Source organism: Paenibacillus sp. Marseille-Q7038, assembly GCF_965111595.1.
Map to the genome: position 1 here is coordinate 299,732 of NZ_CBCOOM010000002.1, position 18,498 is coordinate 318,229.

Consider the following 18,498-nt stretch of genomic DNA (forward strand, 5'->3'; position numbering starts at 1 on the left):
TTGCAAACATATACATGCCTTAGATGCTTGTCAAGTGGGAGGTATTTAACGTATGACCCCAGTTCGCGCGAAAATGGTTCTATCCTCTGTTCTTGCTATTTGTGTTCTCGGCGGCACACTGCTGCTCAGTTTAAGCCAAGCTCCATCTACGCAATCTGCTCTTACGCGGATACCGGGCAATATAAATGCCCCAGTACCTGCGCCCACAGGGGAAATTGTACAGACACCGTTTGCCGAGGTGCTTAGTGACCGAGTCGTTGAATATCACATTGATGTTCAACTAACAGAAGACCACGTCCTGAAAGGTACTTCTACCTTAACATGGACTCATCCGGGTAAAAAAACGGTGAGCGAGCTTTATTTTCATTTGTACCCCAATGCGTTTTCCTCAGATGAGACAACCTTTATGAAAGAATCAGGAGGCAAACTCAGAGGAGATGCGATGCCGAAAGATGGATATGGTTCTATGAATCTTACGGAAATTAAAACACCAGACGGTCTTTCTCTCCTCCATCGCATTCAATATGTGCAGCCGGATGACGGAAATATACACGATAAGAGTCTGGTCAAAGTCCGTTTGCCAAAGCCTGTAAAAGGAGGCGAATCCATTACCCTCCACATGTCTTTTGAAGTCGATATGCCCCAAATCTTTGCAAGGATGGGGACGGCAGATAACTTCGTTATGGCAGGACAGTGGTTTCCCAAACTAAGTGTTTATGAACCAGTCGGAACACGCAACCGTAAGACTGAAGGTTGGAATTTGCATCAATATCATGGTAATTCCGAATTTTACTCAGACTTTGGGATTTATAGTGTACGCATCGAGGTGCCTGCTAATTATACCGTAGCAGCAACCGGTTTCCCAACCAAACCTTATTATAAACAGAATGGTCAGCGTATTTATCAGTTCTATGCTGACGATGTTCATGACTTTGCTTGGGCCGCTTCCCCCGACTTTGTTGTGGTAGATGAACCGTTCTCTGCACCAAATGTGCCCGGAGTCCGAATCAAGCTTTTTCTAGACCCTGCACATGCTGATCTTAAAGACCGCTACTTGTATGCAGCCAAATCTGCACTTTCTAATTTTAGCAAATGGTACGGTAAGTACCCGTATTCCACATTATCCATCGTAGTACCTCCCAAAGCAGGGAATGGTGCCGGCGGAATGGAGTATCCTACCTTGATCACCGCCTTTGGCGCAGATGATACATCACCTGGTTATGAGCTGGAGCGAACGGTCATTCATGAGATTGGACATCAGTACTTCTATGGCATGATCGCAAGTAATGAGTTTGAAGAAGCATGGCTTGATGAGGCCTTTACCTCCTATGCTGAGGACCGCTTAATGGAACAAGAGTATGGTATTTCGTCCAACATTCCATTGCAGTCCGGTTATATTACCTCTCCTGCCTCCCTCACGCAGGAAGCATGGAAATATGATTCACAACAGCATTATGCAGAAAATGTGTATACCCGCGGAAAGCTCATCTTGCGTGCTATTGAACAGCAGATCGGCATCAAAAAAATGGACAAAGTAATGTCTACCTATGCCGCCAAGTATCGTTTTAAACATCCGACAACGAAAGATTTCCAGACCGTTGTAGAACAAGTTACCCGCAAGTCATGGGCTAATTTCTTTGATCAATATGTATACAGCAACATGATGGCTGACTTTGCCGTAGACTCGATTTCAGTTCAGGATCAGAGTACAGAAACGGAAACGAACTATATCTCAACCGTAAAATTGACGAAGAAAGCAGGAGACTACGCCAAAATCCCAGTGGTGTTTGCCTTTAAAGATGGTCATATGATTCGCAAAGAGTGGAACGGCAAAGATGCAAATATTATCTACAATCTTACGTATAAGGAACCTATAGAATGGGTCATGGTAGATCCTTCCTACTCAATCGCCATTGAGAATAAACATATAAATAACTATATGAGCGCTGAAGTAGAAGAAGAGATACAGACTCGGTTTAATATCAGTATTACGAAACTGATTGAGACCCTGCTTGGAAGTCTGTCATGGTGAGGTGTAGTCGATGAAAGTTTATATATCAGAAGGATTCAAGTCTATGAGAGAGCATTATTTTGTCGTATTGTTTCTTTTTATATACCAACTGGTCTGGGGAATGTTTCTTTATAAGATTGTTTCTTCTGCTGTGGTGCCTCTGTTGATGCGCTATCCGGATCCTCCGCCTCACGAGCTCAGTAAGGTGCTGTTTTGGATGGAAGGTCAGCTTAGTTTATCGGTAAGCCCGCTCGTTCATCAGTACGCCTGGCTGCTCGTCCTTATGTTCCTCATTCGAATGCTAATGACCCCGCTCATTCGGGCGGGATTACTTCACAGTCTGCATCAACAAGCGAATGCAGCAAAAGGTCTGGCTTTCTTTCAAGGCATTAAGCAACACTGGAAAAAAACATCTCTCCTCTATTTTATAGAGGTCATACTATTACTCATCCCTGCTTACTGGATTGTTCCTGTTATTCTTCCGAACCTTATTACAGCTATTTATAATTTGTCTGTTCTTACCAAAATCATTCCTTACCTTCTCTTATGGATGATCTACGGCTATGCAGTAAAGCAGCTGCTGCTTTACTGTCAGATTGGAGTTATTGGGAAACGCAGCGGATCGGTGTCTATATGGATCTGTATCCGGTATGCCGTTCCAGTAGCCTTGGTCTCCCTTTTGCTCGGTTTCATTACCCTTGCGATATTTGGTTCATTCACAGCCGTTTCATTCATTTGGACAGGACTTCTAGCTCTGGTTCTACAGCAATCCTATCATCTCATTCGATCCATTATGAATGTATGGAAAATCAGCTCTCACTTCAGTCTCTGGTATTCAAAAAGCAGCTCTGATAACTCTTAAAGTTAGCATTATATTGCTTCCTACAAAAAGATAAGCCTAGCTCATTATCGAATGAGTCAGGCTTTTTTGTGTTTTTCCCTGAAAACGATTGCCAAATTTACACATATTCTGTTACAATAAGCCCAGAACATGTTGTGACAACTTTGTAATCTATTGTAACTAAATTAGTCAAGCTTTTAACTTACATAGTCATTTGATTGTTTTATGAATTGGGAATACATACGTCTTCACAGGTACATATCATCAGATACGCCAAATTCCTGGTACCTGGGAAGCGGGGGAACCATATTACGGGTGAATTGATCTCGCAACAGAGTGGTCATAGGGGAACCTTCTACCGAATCCTTAAGCTAACCTCGCAGGCATTGGAAGGAGTTATTTTTTTTGAAAAAGACATTAACTGCTGCAGCGCTAAGCCTAGCGATCGCATTATCCATTGGAACAGGGAGTGCATTTGCTGATTCCAAGATGGACAAGGTAATTGAAAGCGTTCAGGGAACAGATTATAAATACGGTGGAACTACACTTAGTGGTTTTGATTGTTCTGGTTTCACGATGTATGTATTCGAGAAGCTTGGGATCGAATTGCCAAGACAATCCGGTTCACAATTCAACATGGGTAAAGAAGTCTCTCGTTCTGATATTAGAACTGGCGATCTTGTATTCTTTAATACCAGCGGTAAAGGGGTATCCCACGTAGGTATTTTTGTTGGAGATGGTAAGTTTGCACATGCTTCTTCTTCTAAAGGTGTGACCATCAGTAAACTTGACGAAAATTACTATGCAAAGCGTTATGTAGGCGCAAAACGAATTATGAGTACAGAACAGTTTGAAACAGCTACTATTGACTAATATTTCTATATTATTACCCTAAGAACTCGGCCTTGACTACTTTTTTCACAAAAAGTAATCAGGTTCGAGTTTTTTTATTTATCTCATACTCCAAAGTGCTTGCCTTGCCTCTCTCCTAGCCTGTAGAGTGTTAGGGAAGACAAATTCTAGGTGAAGGAGTGATCCTATGACACCGATAAACCCTATTTTCCGAGTCATGCCTATGACCGAAGAGCAAGCGGCGGAGATTAGTACCTGGCAGTACGAACCTCCTTATAATATATATGGCTGGCTGCCTTGGGATCAGATGAAAGCTTTAGAGATTGAGTTTGGAGACCCCGTGCTAAGAGCACAGCAATATTTATCTATAGTAAGGGATCAAGAGTTACCTGCACTATGTGGTTTTGCTCAACTTTTTCCTATGGAAGGAGTCACTCGGCTCGGTTTCGGTATGAGACCCTCTTTGTGTGGCAACGGATACGGTCCAGCCTTTGTATCTTCTGTTATACATGAGGCACAAAAAAGAAATCCACGTCATGTCATTGATTTGGAAGTGCTGACCTGGAATACACGGGCCATTCGAGCGTATGAAAAAGCCGGGTTCGTTATTGAGGACACATATGAGCGGCTGACTCCTGAAGGCTATCAATTATTCCATTGTATGGTTTATGAAAAGACAAGCCCTATTTAGGAGTGTTTGCATTTTCTCACTTTTGTTTAAATATTTACCATAAAATACTATGAACCTGAAGCCGGTTACATTATAATAAAATAAGGATTGTACATAGTAGGAGGACACTACAAATGAAGAAATGGATCATGAGCGGTTTGTTTTTCTTCGCTTGCGCTTTTGCCCTCGTGTTAATGTTTACGGTGCCAGGAAGAGAACAAGAGATGGCAGAAGAAGCCGGACCCGTTATGCCCCAGGTAACTCTGGACGCAGCAAGTGCTGAAGAAAAAGCAAAAGGAAGCTGTATCTCTTGTCATGGAAACCAGCTTGAAGGAGGCGTAGGTCCTTCCTTGCAAAAAGTTGGTGCTGAATCCAATGCCGAGCAGCTTTATAAAACGATTAGTAAGGGTAAAGGCGGAGGAAAAATGCCTGCTTTTGAAGGGCAACTTTCTGATGAGGAAATTGCGAACCTTGCTCTTTGGTTGTCCGAGAAAAAGTGAATGAACAAAAACACGCCTTAACTTCTCCCTTCAGAGAGAAATTAAGGCGTGTTTTCATTACACTTGCATCATTCTATTGTATGCTTCGTTATATTGCTGAGCCTCTTTAATATCAATAGCAGTGATGCCCCCGTCGTCCCAGGAAGTAAGTCGTAAGGTGACTACTTTATGGTCAATCGTAATGAAAGGGTGATGATTAAACGCTTCGGAGATCAAACCTACTTCATCCACAAAAGCTATGCCTTTCATAAAGTTGGTGAATGTAAATTTACGAACAATCCACCGACCTTCCTCGTACTGCCAACCTTCGAGTTTATCGAGATGAGCTTCTACTTCCTCTTGCGTAAAGACCATCGTTCAAACTAACCTCCCCTAATCAAAAACGTATCCATTATCAGCATGCCCGGTGCCTTTGTAGATACTCTAGCTTGTCGGCTTATATAGTATGCCCTATTGCACAAGCCTGTCACTGGAAAATAGGAAGCCGTTCGCTTCCCGAACGGCTTTATTCGTGTTCCATCTTATCACGGAAGGAATGTTAAATCCAGTTGTAAACCATTTCTCTAAATCAGAGATACAAAGTCCAGTTCATCATCCCCGATAAGAATATTCAGACGGTGGAGTTCCTGATCATGAATAACAACACCGCTGCCCACGCTAATCATTTTCTCAGATCCCAAAGCAAAAAACAGATCTTCCGCAAGTGCTTCATCAACTTCCAAACGATCTTTATCCCCTAGTCTCGCCCAGTCTTCTTCCTCCATCTCGAAAAAGATATACCGATCTGGTATTTTTCCAAGAGCTTGAATTAAATCTTGCAAGATCTCATTATACTCGCGTCCATGTTTTACGCCCATTTGAATGTTCACTCCATTTCCCTATCGTAGTTCTATTATACCGAAAATAAACCTTCATAAAAATGAATCACATGTCGATAAATAAAATAAATGAGCCGGATGTCTCAATGAAAGGATTCAGATTAAATCTCACGGACGAGGTGTATCATGGAAATTTCAACTCTTATCGGATTAATCTTGGGAATTGTTGCTCTTGTATTTGGTATGATCCTAAAGGGAGCACCAATAATCAACTTGGTAAATAATCCTGCGGCTTACCTTATTATTTTTGGCGGTACCATTGCCACGATATTCATGGCATTTCCCATGTCTGAAGTCAAAAAAATACCGAAGCTGTTCAAGATTGTCTTCACAAAACCTAAACTTATCGACAAAGTTACGCTCATTAGTATGTTTGTCGAGTGGGCTTCCATTACTAGACGCGAGGGTCTACTTGCTTTGGAATCAAAAGTAGAAGAAATCGATGATGATTTCCTTCGCGGCGGTATGCGAATGATTATTGACGGCAATGATCAAGAATTTGTACGCGACGTACTTATGGAAGATATTCATGCAACCGAAGATCGCCATAAAGTCGGTGCTCTTATTTTCTCACAAGCAGGCATGTATGCTCCAACTCTCGGTGTACTTGGAGCTGTAGTTGGTTTAATAGCAGCTCTAGCAGATCTTAGCGATATGGATAAATTGTCTCATGCTATCGCAGCTGCTTTTATCGCTACCTTGCTCGGCATTTTCTCAGGTTATGTGCTGTGGCACCCTATTGCTAACAAACTGAAGCGTATGTCTAAACTGGAATCAGAAATCAAACTGATGATGGTGGAAGGTCTCCTTTCCATTCAATCCGGTGTTTCTACTATTGCAATTAATCAGAAATTATCTGTATTCCTGACACCGCGCGAACGCGCTGAACTTGCTAACAAGGAGGGAGGAACAGGTGAAGAAGAGTAATAAACGCCATGAAGAACACGAAGAACATGCAGACGAAAGCTGGCTCTTGCCTTATTCAGATCTCATGACACTCCTATTGGCCTTATTCATCACCTTGTTCTCCATGAGTTCTGTAGATGCTAAGAAGTTCGAAGAGATGTCACAGGCACTTAGCAGTGCCCTTAACGGAGGTACAGGGGTTCTAGAACATTCCTCCTCTTACGATGCTGGTTCCGGTGCGGATCTCGGTAAAAATAAGAACCCTTCCAGCAATCCAAATACGGCGACAGATGCTGCACTCGCTAAAAAGGAACAAGAAGATCTAGAAAGATTAAAAAAGCAGCTCGATGATTATATTGGCAAAAACGGCCTTACTAATCAGCTTGATACGAAACTCAATCAATCCCAGCTTATGATTACCATCGCTGACAATGCCCTGTTTGCATCAGGAGCTGCGGATGTGAAACCAGAGGCAAAAGTGCTTGCCAAAAATATCTCCCGGATGCTTGAACAATTTCCCTCTTATGATGTCATTGTTACCGGCCATACAGATAATATGCCTATTAGCAATTATAAGTACACAGACAACTGGGATTTGAGCAGTGACCGTGCGCTGAACTTTTTGAAAATTGTACTTCAAAATTCTAAATTGGATCCTTCCAAATTTACCCCAAGTGGATATGGTGAATATCATCCAGTGGAGTCAAACGCCACGGTAGAAGGTCGCGCAAAAAACAGAAGAGTTGAAATCTCCATCATTCGTAAATACAACGGTGAAACAAAAACAACGAATGTACAATAAATATAAGACTTGAAACAAAAAAGAAGCAGTGCCATTGGCACTGCTTCTTTTTCATATTTTTAAAGCAGTCGATAGTTGAGAAGACGTCCAAGTTCTGTCTTCTCTTCGGGCGTTAAATCCCGCCAAGAGCCTTTTTTCATTGAACCCAGCTGAATATTCATGATTCGAATTCTTTGCAGGTGCTGCACTTCGTATCCAAAAGCACTACACATCCGCCGAATCTGACGATTCTTTCCTTCTGTCAGTATGATTCGGAAGGTACGCTCTGAGATACGTGTAACCGTACAGGGAAGAGTCTTCTCTCCGAGAATTTTAACACCCGTAGACATTCCTCTTAGGAACGATTCAGTTATTGGCCGATTTACGGTTACAATGTATTCTTTCTCATGTCTGCCTTCCGATCGTAATATCTTGTTTACAATATCTCCGTCATTCGTTAGCAGGATTAATCCTTCGGAGTCTTTATCTAATCTGCCAATCGGGAATATTCTTTCCTTATGACCTACAAAATCAACAATATTTCCTTCGATATGCTGCTCTGTAGTGCTTGTGATTCCAACCGGTTTGTTAAGGGCAATATAAACTGTATTTTTCTTTTCCTTCAAAGGCTTGCCGTCAACAAGTACCTCATCGCCCTCTTCCGCTTGGCTTCCTAAGACTGCAACTGTCCCATTAATCGTTACCCTTCCGCTGTCTACAAGCTTATCCGCTTCCCGGCGGGAACAATATCCCGTTTCACTTATAAATTTATTTATCCGCAATTGGACCACACACCTTACTTTCATATATTTTATTACTTATCTCTTTTTACATTACTTGAACTTTTTTTGATTCAAAGCCGGCATCAGAATGGTAACCTTGGTTCCTTGGCCTTGTATACTATCAATTTCCATTGTTCCTTTATGCGCTTGAATAATCCGCTGACTTACCATTAGACCAAGACCCGTACCCGACTCTTTACTTGTGAAGAAAGGTTCGCCCAGCTTAGGCAGTAGATCCTCAGGGACCCCTTCGCCTTCGTCTTGAATTACAATCTCAGCGTTCTGTCCTGCGGTTACGCTAATTCGGATCTCTATTTTTCCGCCAATCGGCATCGCTTCCATCGCATTTTTAAGGAGATTAATAAATACTTGTTTCAACTGATTCTCTCCGCAATGAACAATGGTGGGGACATCTGCATCCAGTAAGAATTCAATACCGAGCATATGTGCTTGGCTGTCTAGAAGAGAGATAACATCACCCATAATAAAACGAATATCCTTAGGGGTAAAATTAGTAGCCTGCGGCTTAGCTAAAATGAGAAACTCTCCTACAATTAAATTTATCCGATCCAGTTCAGATAACATCAAATCAATATGACGAGGATTCATTTTCTGGGTCTGCTGTTGAAGTTGTATAAAACCTCTCAACGTCGTAAGCGGATTTCTAATTTCATGAGCAACTCCGGCAGCAAGCTGTCCTACAGTTGTAAGCTTCTCAGAGCGACGCAGGAGCTCCTCCATTCGCTTACGGCCTGTTATATCCCTTGAAATACTAATATAACCTGTAATTTTCCCCTCATCATCTCTGATCGGCGCTGTACTGACACTAACTTCGATACGGCTGCCGTCTTTGGCATAACGATAAGATTCATTTGAAGGAATGGTTAACCCGCTATGCAGTTTCTTGCGTTGCTCCTTTTCTTCTTCCATTAATTCTTCAGGAATATTACTAAGAGGCTGTCCGATGATTTCTCTACCTAACCAGCCATACATTTGTTCAAAAGCACGATTGACCTGAATAATATTTCCTTTTTCATCCATAATATGAATTGCATCGGCTGTCTGATTGATGACAGACTCCAAATGTTCTTTTACCGCTCTGTTTTCTTCATACATTTGCTTCAGTCGGCTCGTATAGTGTCCGAGATTCCGAATCATTGCATTGATTCCATTAGATAATTGTCCAAGTTCATCGTTGCGCTTTAATTTCAGATCATAATTAAAATGACCGTCTCCAACTTCATTTACTTTAGATAGAATAGTCTGTATCGGCTTCGTATAAGCAGAAGCAAACAAATAACTCCCAAAAATGACGATTTCCATCAGTACAAGGGATACCGCAATATGACTCGTCAGCTGCTCTGACATTACACTTTCAATCTCATGATAATCAGTCACAATACTAATCACATATTTCTGTCCTACAGAGTTCGTAATGGGGATCATATTTTTCAATACTTTTTTTCCATCCACTACAGCGGTATATGACACATTATTTCCGGTTTCAATTGCTTTATTAATTGCTTTTTTATCTCTTTCCACTTCTCCATATCGATATTCTCCAAAGAAAATAGGTTTATTGATAAATTTAGGATAGATCTCATCTGTTCCATCCTCCGCCATAGTCGGTTGTCCGAACGTAGCAGGATTAATTCCAGCAATGGAAAGAATCGATGGACTCACATCTTGGAATTTTTTAATATTCCCTTCTGGGTTGAAAAAAAGAACATAATCCTCAATCTCATCTGAATTCATGAATGGATTGATCATATAGTTTCTTTCCCCATCATGATAATAACCCCATATGTTGATATTCCCGGGGTCTGATGTTGCATATTCAAATCCATTTGACCAATAATGATCATATTTTATCCCTTGGGGGATCGTCACTTGATTCTCTGCAAAAAGCTGTTTAAATGCTTTGTACCAAAATGTCATTTTCCTTGTAGATAACCCAAGTTCATTAGGATCTGAGGATTTTGTTACAATAATATCATCTTCCGTTTGAACCATTAGGGAAATAGCTGATACCCCTATCTCTTTACTTAGTTCTTCTAACTGCTCATTCGTTATCTTATCAATATCCGGGTCCAATCTTATAGCTGCATACTTCGCAGAGAGCCACAAATTTTTGGCTACCTGCTTCTTAACGACATCTGCATTGTCTTGATTCTGCTCCATGGCCAGTGCTATTTGTTTTGCTGCAGATACAATTCGCTTTTCGCTATCCTGCAGCAAATTTTCCTGGGTCGTGTAATAACTGAGCGCGATGTTAAGTCCAAGTAAAATTAATAACGAGAACGACATCACCAAAGACAATTTAATTTTAATGGACAATCTCCAGCTCACCTCTTGGCTCGTATCCTGGCGAAAAGTGACTATATGTACGACTTTCTAGGGATTTATGTATAAGAACATCATACCTTCTTACAAGTTATTTGAAAAGGAACGACTGCATACGTAGTTAGGCAACAGAGGAATAATTGTAGAACGAAATTGATATATCGACAAGTATTGAATAAAATAAAGAAGTCATACACAAAGTTGTTAACAAATCCACAAGCCTTTGGATAATATGTGTACAAGTCTGTGTAAAACTAGATAGTTATCCACAAACTTATGCACAACATGTTAACAACCCGAATATTTGTTCGTTGGATAAATGCTTGTTAGAAGGGATGTACTACGTTTATGGGACAGGACCAACCAAAAATTCATACTGAGGATGAATCCTTATATACAGATGAATATTGGATGAATGAGGCTATCAAAGAAGCACGGAAGGCCGAAGCGCTTGGAGAAGTGCCTATCGGTGCTATCATCGTCAAAGATAATCAAATTATTGGAAGAGGCCACAACCTTCGCGAAGTGAATTATGATGCAACTGCTCATGCTGAGATTTTAGCGATTAAAGAAGCAAGTGCTCATTTGCAAGCTTGGCGCCTACTTGACTGCAAATTATATGTTACACTCGAGCCTTGTCCAATGTGCGCAGGTGCTATAGTTCAATCTAGAGTCCCTCACGTCATATTTGGAACAACCGATCCGAAAGCAGGCTGCGCTGGAACGCTTATGAATTTGTTGCAAGAATCTAGATTTAATCATCAAACCGAAGTTACAAGCGGAGTACTGCAAGAAACCTGTGCTTCCTTACTTACTTCCTTCTTTAGACGTCTTAGGCATAAACATAGCTCTAAAGAAGGGTCTTAAAAATGACTGCCCTGATATTAGGACTTAACGAGTAGTTAAAGTTAAAGAGTAAAAAAATCGTAATATTGATCAACGGGGTATAACTCATCTGGAGCGGAACAACCGAGCTATCATTTTTCGCAAAAAAAGGTCAAAGGAGGGATCAGAATCCTTCGCTTGACCTTTCTTTTTCTTCTTTTTCTTTACTTAGTAGCTGTACGCTGCGCTTAATAATTCCTGGAATTGCTCCATCGTTACAACATCGTTCCCCGCAGGGATGCCAATTTGGAATTCTTGAGCTTTATTAATGTCTTTATAGTGTTGTGTGATGGTCATGGCTAAATTCACCGTCTCACTTGTGTCTGGATCATTAATGATAACATCAACATTTCCTTCTTGGTAAGCTGGAATTCCATCTTTATTGATGGCAGTATTCATAGTAAACGTATTAATCGTTAAGTGGTTTTTCAGCTCTTCAAGATCGGCAGCCATTTGGCTCTCATCCGTACTGTTTAGTTCTTCTTTCATTTCAGCTATTTGTTCGTCTGTAATTTGAAGCATTTCTTTATATTCCGCTTTACTCATAATCTCAATTACTTTAGGCATAACCTTGTTCAATAGAATGGTAACTGCTTCTTTGGCATTCTCATTTGTTACTTCGAACTGAACAAGCTGCTTAGCATCGACATCCTCAGGAACAGAGAACTCTTCTTTTTCAATACTCTTAAAATAGGTGTCCTGATCATATTCGGCAAATACCGCGTCTGTCACTTCATTGGAGAACTGCTGAGATTTCGTTAGATCCATGGTTGCTGGGCTCCATTTCACTCCCTCTTCTTCAGCCAGTTTCTTCATATCTATCTCAATGTATTTATTTACTAGTGTTTCTGGAATTGCAAGCATAGGGATATTCGGCACTTTAATGTACATCATATCTGTTGTCATAACTACAGGAATGTTGTATGCAACCTCCATATCCCCTTTTAGCTTAATACCAATAGTAAATTCGCTTTGCATCGGGTCATTCTGAAATACCCCGTCTACACTTAGCTCTGCATCTTTCAGCATTGCAAGAACCATTCCCATTTCCGGAAGTTCGTCAGACTGGCTCATGGATAAGTTATTAATCACTACTTTACTTGTAAGTGCAAACGAAGTCATCTCCGTTGCTTTGGCTGCAGCATCTCTCACTGCTTCCTTAGGTTCTTGCTTAGCTCCACAACCTGCTAGTACGACGATTGCCGCCAGCATTATTGTTAACAAGACTCTTGTGTAACTCTTGTTCATGATTGTTCCCCTCTCGTCATTCATCCTTTTCCTAAACCCCTTTAGAATGATATCTCATTTCTGTAATAAGATAAACACTTTTGGTGATATTTAGGGCATAAAAATTTATAAAATTAATATGTATGCAGAAAAAGGGTCTCCTTTTCTGAGGAGACCCTTCGTAATGATGGATATAAAAATACATTAACCTTCTGGATTATTATGATCTACGTGGTTACGATTCTTGACCTTCTTCGACCCGGAAAGAGGCGCTGGACCAGAGGAATGATCTTTTTTATGTCTTACACCAGCTGGCTGTGCTTCCGGTACAGGAATCGTTTTTGGCTTACTCATTAGATCCTCTCCTTAAGGGTTTGTTAAATGCTGTACTGCTTGTGCACACTCGTGGATATGACGCATATAATCATGCGTAAGCTGCTGAATGGTATCCGTACGTTCATCAACATGCCGCCCATCTTTTTCTACATCCACTAAATCGACTTTGACTTCGCGGTTATCTACATATGCGCATTTGAAATCAAAAGAGTACATCTGGTGACCTGCGGTATCGATATGAATGCGAATGGTGTGCTGATCTGCTTCATCAGGGTTTACTTGTGCTTGGTCACCTTTATTCAGCACATTCGGCAAACTCTCATTCCAAGCATGAACAAGCTGGGTTTGATCGATATTAAAAATTTCACTCATTAGTAACACCTCCACACCTTTTAACGTGTGATTTTCGCCGCTTTTTTATGCACTGTTCTGTACTGTTCATTCTTGTCTTCTCGCACTTATCTTTTCAGAAAATAATCAAAAAAGCCATTCTCCTTAAATAAGGAAAATGGCTTGTCATTTATGTGTTATGGCGGAGAGGGTGGGATTCGAACCCACGTGAGCTTGCACTCTAACGGTTTTCAAGACCGCCCCGTTATGACCGCTTCGGTACCTCTCCAGGATAAAATAATTTTATTAACGTTTTTGAACACTTAACGCTCAACAAAAATTATTTTATCATAGATTGTCCACATATGCAACTATTATTTAAAAAATTATTTTGGGGAAATAACTTCCACTCCGCCCATGTAAGGAACGAGCACTTTTGGAATCTTCACACTACCGTCTTCTTGTTGATAATTCTCAAGAATAGCAGCAAATGTTCTTCCTACAGCAAGTCCAGAACCATTCAATGTATGCAAATATTCAGGTTTGGCTTTCGCTTCACGACGGAAACGAATATTGGCACGTCTTGCTTGGAAATCTTCACAATTGGAGCATGAAGATATTTCACGGTACATCCCGCTCTCAGGCAGCCATACTTCGAGGTCATAGGTCTTCGCTGAAGTAAAGCCCATATCTGCAGTACAGAGTGCCATAACTCGATATGGAAGCTCTAGAAGCTCTAGAACGCGTTCTGCATTTTTAGTCATCAATTCAAGTTCGTCATAAGAATGTTCCGGCAACGCAAATTTCAGCATCTCCACTTTATTAAATTGATGCTGGCGAATCAGACCACGAGTATCACGACCTGCTGACCCTGCTTCAGAGCGGAAACATGAACTATACGCTACAAATTTCTGCGGTAACTGCTCGGCATCAATAATTTCTTCGCGGTGATAGTTCGTCACAGGAACCTCTGCTGTAGGAATCAAGTAGTACTCCGTGTCTTTGATTTTGAAGAGGTCTTCTTCAAATTTGGGAAGCTGTCCTGTTCCGTAGAGGCTGTCTTTGTTAACAATCATCGGAGGAAGAATCTCTTCATACCCGTGATGATCACTATGCAGATCCATCATAAAGCTGATTAACGCCCGCTCAAGACGTGCTCCAAGCCCTCTATAGAATGTAAATCTCGATCCTGTGACCTTAGCTGCTGCTTCAAAATCAAGAATACCGAGGTCTTGCGCTATATCCCAGTGTGCTTTCGGTGTAAAATTAAATTCACGTGGTTCAGCCCAGCGGCGGATCTCTACATTATCATCCTCAGAGGAACCTACAGGCACACTCTCATGAGGGATATTAGGAATAGCCATCGTTAGTTCATTGATTTGCGCTTCAAGCTCACGGATTTCTTCGTCCATTTGCTTGATACTATCTGATACTTGGCGCATTTCAGCGATTAACTCATCCGCATCTTCTTTATTTTTCTTGCGTTTAGCAACCTCACCAGACACCGTATTTCTCCGATTCTTCAGTGTTTCAACTTCTTGAAGAAGTTCACGGCGACGTACATCAAGCTTTGGAAAATCTGCAATTAAATCAACGGATTTACCGCGGCGCTTGAGTGCCTCCTCTACTCTGCCAAAATCATTACGCAATATTTTAATATCTAACACGTAAATTTCCCTCCTAAAAAAATAATCTTGACCTGCGACCAGAGAAAAGACTCCACCCTTATACGAGCTTTAGCGGCCTGCATAAGGGTAAGTCTTCAAATATCACGAGAGTCAAGATCGTTATATTGTTATCTTATCTCAAGGATTTCAAGCTGCTTTCCACCATATCTACGAAATATTGATGTAACCGGTAGTCATCAGTAAGCTCTGGATGAAAAGAAGAAACTAATAGATGACCTTCACGAGCGGTTACAATCTCATCATGATAGGTAGAAAGAACTTCGACACCCTCACCAACAGACTCGATAAGCGGAGCACGAATGAACACTGCACGTACAGGCTCATCAATGCCAACCACTTCTAAATCTGTTTCAAAGCTCTCACGCTGGCGTCCAAATGCGTTACGAGAAACCGTTATATTCATTAAGCTAAGATGAGCATCATCTTGCCCAGATATTTGCTTTGCCATTACGATAAGACCTGCACAAGTACCGAAGATAGGTTTTCCCTCTTCAGAGAACTCCCTAATTGCCTCGATAAAACCATACTTACGCATCAGCTTCCCAATCGTAGTGCTCTCCCCGCCTGGAATGATTAAACCATCCAGTTCGTTAAGTTGCTCTACTCTCTTCACTGCTATGCCTTCTGCTCCAGCTAGCTCCGTACTGCGAATATGTTCAGCAACAGCACCTTGCAGTGCTAATACCCCGATTTTCACTCTAGACAACCTTCTTTCTTACCAGCCACGATTCGACATACGTTCTGCAGGGGACAATGAAGAGATTTCAATCCCTTTCATCGGTGCACCCAGATTCTTAGAGACTTCCGCAATCAGCTTATAATCCGTGTAATGAGTCGTAGCTTCTACAATGGCACGAGCAAACTTCTCAGGACTATCCGATTTAAAAATACCAGAGCCTACAAATACACCGTCTGCACCAAGATGCATCATCAAAGCAGCATCAGCTGGAGTGGCAACACCACCTGCTGCAAAGTTAACAACAGGAAGTTTTCCGTTCTCATGTACATCAAGCAAAAGATCATAAGCTACGCCCAAATTTTTTGCTTCCGCATACAGCTCGTCCTTGGACAGATTCTGAACTTTACGGATTTGGCTGTTAATAAAACGCATGTGACGTACCGCTTCAACAATGTTACCTGTTCCTGGTTCACCTTTAGTACGAATCATCGATGCACCTTCACCAATCCGGCGAAGTGCTTCACCTAAATCTTTAGCTCCGCATACAAACGGTACCGTAAATTCATGTTTATCAATATGGAAAACTTCATCTGCTGGAGTTAATACTTCACTTTCATCAAGGTAGTCAACACCTAAGGATTCGAGCACTTTCGCTTCAACAAAATGACCGATACGAGCCTTTGCCATAACTGGGATTGATACGACTTTCATCACTTCTTCTACAATCGTTGGGTCAGCCATACGAGCTACGCCGCCAGCTGCACGAATATCAGATGGTACACGTTCAAGAGCCATAACTGCTGTGGCACCTGCTGCTTCCGCAATTTTAGCCTGTTCTGCATTCATAACGTCCATGATGACGCCGCCTTTTTGCATTTCTGCCATTCCTCTTTTAACCCGTGATGTGCCCGTTTCCATGTTTAAGCCCCCCGTATTATATCTGCAGTTTCTCCAATTCAACACCCTTTTAAAAGGTAATATCCTATAGAAAAAGACTTGTACCTATCAAAAGTTTCCAATTTGAATTCTAACTTGATATTTTACCGTATGAATCCTGATTATACAACTATTTTACTAAATACACGTTCTTAAAAAGAAGTCTCACAGAATAAAACAAATACCGGTTTTAATTTAGAATAGGTTTTTAATACTATCAAACATGTCACCAAAGAAATCTCCGATTCCTCGGAACATCAGACGGAACCATCCAGCCTTTTCAACTTTCTCGGAAGTAACAAGGTTCACTGTTTGTTCCTGCACTCCATCCATACCTTCTACCTGGTAGGTATATGTGATCGTGCCTGCTTTCGTACCTGCTTCTATTGGAGCCTCAAGCGCTTCACCTTCAAAGTTCGTTGTAAACTCAGGTTCAATTGCTCCTGTGCCTTTAGGTACAATAAAATTAACCGCTTCTTCGGTTACAACCGGAACTGTTGCTTCTTTACCTTTGGATACAGGAGCCGTTTCTGCACCGGTTACCGTTGTCTTACCTGCAACTACTTGCTTCACTTCAAAGTTATTGTACCCATAGTCGAGCACTTTTTTTGTTTCATTGAAACGGCCTGGCTCTGTTTTAGCACCCATTACCACACTGATTAGACGCATTCCGTCACGTTCTGCAGTCCCAGCAAAACAGTAACCTGCTGCTGTTGTATGCCCTGTCTTCATACCGTCAAGTCCTTCATATGCATACTGTCTGAAGTTGGTAATGTTTTTGTTCGCTTCAAGCATCCAGTTCCAGTTAATAATCTTATCTTTTCCACGGAAATCATAAGATTGAAGTGAAGTGAATTCAGAAAAGTCAGGATGATCCTGAACGATATATCTAGTCAAAATAGCAACATCTTTTGCCGTCATCACTGTCTCACGTTCATCTTCTGGCTGGAAACCTTCCGGCATATCTTCACGATTGAGACCCGTTGAGTTAATAAAGTGAGTATCGTTCATCCCCATACGTTTAGCTTCTGCATTCATGAGTTTTACAAACTCCTCTTCAGAACCTGCCACATGTTCTGCAAGAGCTACGGTAGCGTCATTCGCTGAGCCAATGGCCATAGCAATATACAGTTCCTTAACTGTATGTTGATCGCCTTCGGCAAGGAAAATGCGGGAACCTTCACTTAATGAAGCATTCTTCTGGACCGTTACGATATCATCCCATGATAGTTCACCTTGTTTTACTTTTTCAGAGACAATATACTCTGTCATCATCTTCGTCATACTAGCGGGAGCATAAGCTTGATCGGCATTAACTGACAAAAGAATTTGACCGGTTGATGCTTCCATCAGCACCGCTGACTTTACCCCCAGTCCTAATGAATCTGGCGAAGGTACTTTAGAAGCAGATGCTTTTGTCGTAGTACTTGTAGTGGCAGCCGTTGCTACCTGAGTCACTTGTTCAGCGGATACTGCGGCAGGAATCACCGACATGCATAACATATTCATAACCATTACTGTAGCAACGCGTTTCTTAAACTTTGATCTCTCGGTTTGTTCAGAGCGAATTAATGAATGACTGTACTTCTTTTTCAATGGAATAAATCCTCCTCTAATCTTTCATAATGCCTCTATAGGCAATAATGGCAATCTGTTACTTTGTAGATGTTGAACGTAGTCGAAATAGCTAAACAAGGACCGAAAGAAGAACCCATTGAATCAGAGAAAAACTGATTTATATGTAATGTCTCTACTACAACAGATAGAGATCATTTTGTTCATGTTTTCATAAGGTTCGTATGTTTGCTTGTATACTTATACAAGTCCTGTTTCATTTTAACACACGATATTCC

The 18,498-nt window shown here is 41.3% G+C and carries 19 protein-coding genes, 1 tRNA gene and 1 riboswitch; of the genes, 8 read left to right on the forward strand and 12 right to left on the reverse strand.

Features of this window, described 5'->3' with window-relative positions; all coding sequences use genetic code 11:
• The first annotated feature begins 52 nt into the window (after positions 1-52).
• The 5 genes from ACWPWY_RS18605 to ACWPWY_RS18625 all read left to right on the forward strand — a co-directional run bounded on the left by ACWPWY_RS18605 (position 53) and on the right by ACWPWY_RS18625 (position 4,874).
• The gene (locus ACWPWY_RS18605) at positions 53-2,032 is read left to right on the forward strand and encodes a M1 family metallopeptidase (protein WP_454193145.1); all 1,980 of its coding nucleotides are present in this window, start codon (positions 53-55) and stop codon (positions 2,030-2,032) included.
• A gap of 10 nt (positions 2,033-2,042) precedes the next feature.
• Positions 2,043-2,873: a hypothetical protein gene (locus ACWPWY_RS18610; RefSeq protein WP_454193146.1), complete on the forward strand. Its 831-nt coding sequence runs from the start codon at positions 2,043-2,045 to the stop codon at positions 2,871-2,873.
• 240 nt (positions 2,874-3,113) lie between these two features.
• A riboswitch (cyclic di-AMP (ydaO/yuaA leader) is annotated at positions 3,114-3,253 on the forward strand.
• A gap of 4 nt (positions 3,254-3,257) precedes the next feature.
• Entirely contained in the window at positions 3,258-3,725 is a 468-nt protein-coding gene (locus ACWPWY_RS18615; protein WP_454193147.1) for a C40 family peptidase, read from the forward strand.
• A 166-nt stretch (positions 3,726-3,891) separates the two neighbouring features.
• Positions 3,892-4,395 (forward strand): GNAT family N-acetyltransferase, encoded by a 504-nt coding sequence (locus ACWPWY_RS18620; protein ID WP_454193148.1) that lies wholly within the window; start codon positions 3,892-3,894, stop codon positions 4,393-4,395.
• A gap of 113 nt (positions 4,396-4,508) precedes the next feature.
• Positions 4,509-4,874 (forward strand): c-type cytochrome, encoded by a 366-nt coding sequence (locus tag ACWPWY_RS18625; protein ID WP_454193149.1) that lies wholly within the window; start codon positions 4,509-4,511, stop codon positions 4,872-4,874.
• Positions 4,875-4,931: 57 nt separating this feature from the next.
• Here the strand turns inward: ACWPWY_RS18625 and ACWPWY_RS18630 are convergent, their stop codons facing one another.
• Together ACWPWY_RS18630 and ACWPWY_RS18635 are read right to left on the reverse strand one after the other, a co-directional pair.
• Positions 4,932-5,228, reverse strand: coding sequence for a 4a-hydroxytetrahydrobiopterin dehydratase (locus tag ACWPWY_RS18630; protein ID WP_454193150.1), 297 nt, complete (start codon positions 5,226-5,228; stop codon positions 4,932-4,934).
• 209 nt (positions 5,229-5,437) lie between these two features.
• Complete coding sequence (locus tag ACWPWY_RS18635; protein WP_454193151.1) at positions 5,438-5,731, reverse strand: hypothetical protein; 294 nt, start codon at positions 5,729-5,731, stop codon at positions 5,438-5,440.
• Positions 5,732-5,878: 147 nt separating this feature from the next.
• Here ACWPWY_RS18635 and motA point away from each other — a divergent pair, with 147 nt between their 5' ends.
• Both motA and ACWPWY_RS18645 read left to right on the forward strand, forming a co-directional pair.
• Positions 5,879-6,679 carry a flagellar motor stator protein MotA gene (motA, locus tag ACWPWY_RS18640; RefSeq protein ID WP_454193152.1) on the forward strand — a complete coding sequence of 267 codons (801 nt, stop codon included), beginning with the start codon at positions 5,879-5,881 and terminating at the stop codon, positions 6,677-6,679.
• Positions 6,666-7,460 carry a flagellar motor protein MotB gene (locus ACWPWY_RS18645; protein WP_454193153.1) on the forward strand — a complete coding sequence of 265 codons (795 nt, stop codon included), beginning with the start codon at positions 6,666-6,668 and terminating at the stop codon, positions 7,458-7,460. The genes motA and ACWPWY_RS18645 overlap by 14 nt, the downstream gene beginning before the upstream one ends.
• A 59-nt stretch (positions 7,461-7,519) precedes the next feature.
• On the opposite strand, the gene ACWPWY_RS18650 is transcribed toward ACWPWY_RS18645, so the two are convergent.
• Both ACWPWY_RS18650 and ACWPWY_RS18655 read right to left on the reverse strand, forming a co-directional pair.
• On the reverse strand, positions 7,520-8,221 hold the full coding sequence (locus tag ACWPWY_RS18650; protein WP_454193154.1) for a pseudouridine synthase: 702 nt from the start codon (positions 8,219-8,221) through the stop codon (positions 7,520-7,522).
• A gap of 51 nt (positions 8,222-8,272) precedes the next feature.
• Entirely contained in the window at positions 8,273-10,558 is a 2,286-nt protein-coding gene (locus ACWPWY_RS18655; protein WP_454193155.1) for an ATP-binding protein, read from the reverse strand.
• Positions 10,559-10,912: 354 nt separating this feature from the next.
• Here ACWPWY_RS18655 and tadA point away from each other — a divergent pair, with 354 nt between their 5' ends.
• Positions 10,913-11,431 (forward strand): tRNA adenosine(34) deaminase TadA, encoded by a 519-nt coding sequence (gene tadA / locus ACWPWY_RS18660; RefSeq protein ID WP_454193156.1) that lies wholly within the window; start codon positions 10,913-10,915, stop codon positions 11,429-11,431.
• A gap of 186 nt (positions 11,432-11,617) precedes the next feature.
• Here tadA and ACWPWY_RS18665 read toward each other — a convergent pair whose 3' ends face one another.
• The 8 genes from ACWPWY_RS18665 to ACWPWY_RS18700 all read right to left on the reverse strand — a co-directional run bounded on the left by ACWPWY_RS18665 (position 11,618) and on the right by ACWPWY_RS18700 (position 18,160).
• Entirely contained in the window at positions 11,618-12,697 is a 1,080-nt protein-coding gene (locus tag ACWPWY_RS18665) for a hypothetical protein (protein ID WP_454193157.1), read from the reverse strand.
• A gap of 183 nt (positions 12,698-12,880) precedes the next feature.
• Entirely contained in the window at positions 12,881-13,030 is a 150-nt protein-coding gene (locus tag ACWPWY_RS18670) for a small acid-soluble spore protein P (protein WP_454193158.1), read from the reverse strand.
• 12 nt (positions 13,031-13,042) lie between these two features.
• Positions 13,043-13,384: a hypothetical protein gene (locus ACWPWY_RS18675; protein WP_454193159.1), complete on the reverse strand. Its 342-nt coding sequence runs from the start codon at positions 13,382-13,384 to the stop codon at positions 13,043-13,045.
• A 158-nt stretch (positions 13,385-13,542) separates the two neighbouring features.
• A tRNA-Ser gene (locus tag ACWPWY_RS18680) sits at positions 13,543-13,631 on the reverse strand.
• A 97-nt stretch (positions 13,632-13,728) separates the two neighbouring features.
• On the reverse strand, positions 13,729-15,009 hold the full coding sequence (gene serS, locus ACWPWY_RS18685; RefSeq protein ID WP_454193160.1) for a serine--tRNA ligase: 1,281 nt from the start codon (positions 15,007-15,009) through the stop codon (positions 13,729-13,731).
• A 133-nt stretch (positions 15,010-15,142) separates the two neighbouring features.
• Complete coding sequence (gene pdxT / locus ACWPWY_RS18690; protein ID WP_454193161.1) at positions 15,143-15,727, reverse strand: pyridoxal 5'-phosphate synthase glutaminase subunit PdxT; 585 nt, start codon at positions 15,725-15,727, stop codon at positions 15,143-15,145.
• 18 nt (positions 15,728-15,745) lie between these two features.
• Positions 15,746-16,627: a pyridoxal 5'-phosphate synthase lyase subunit PdxS gene (gene pdxS, locus ACWPWY_RS18695; protein ID WP_454193162.1), complete on the reverse strand. Its 882-nt coding sequence runs from the start codon at positions 16,625-16,627 to the stop codon at positions 15,746-15,748.
• 213 nt (positions 16,628-16,840) lie between these two features.
• Positions 16,841-18,160, reverse strand: a complete 1,320-nt coding sequence (locus ACWPWY_RS18700; protein WP_454193894.1) for a D-alanyl-D-alanine carboxypeptidase family protein — start codon at positions 18,158-18,160, stop codon at positions 16,841-16,843.
• Positions 18,161-18,498 lie beyond the last annotated feature (338 nt).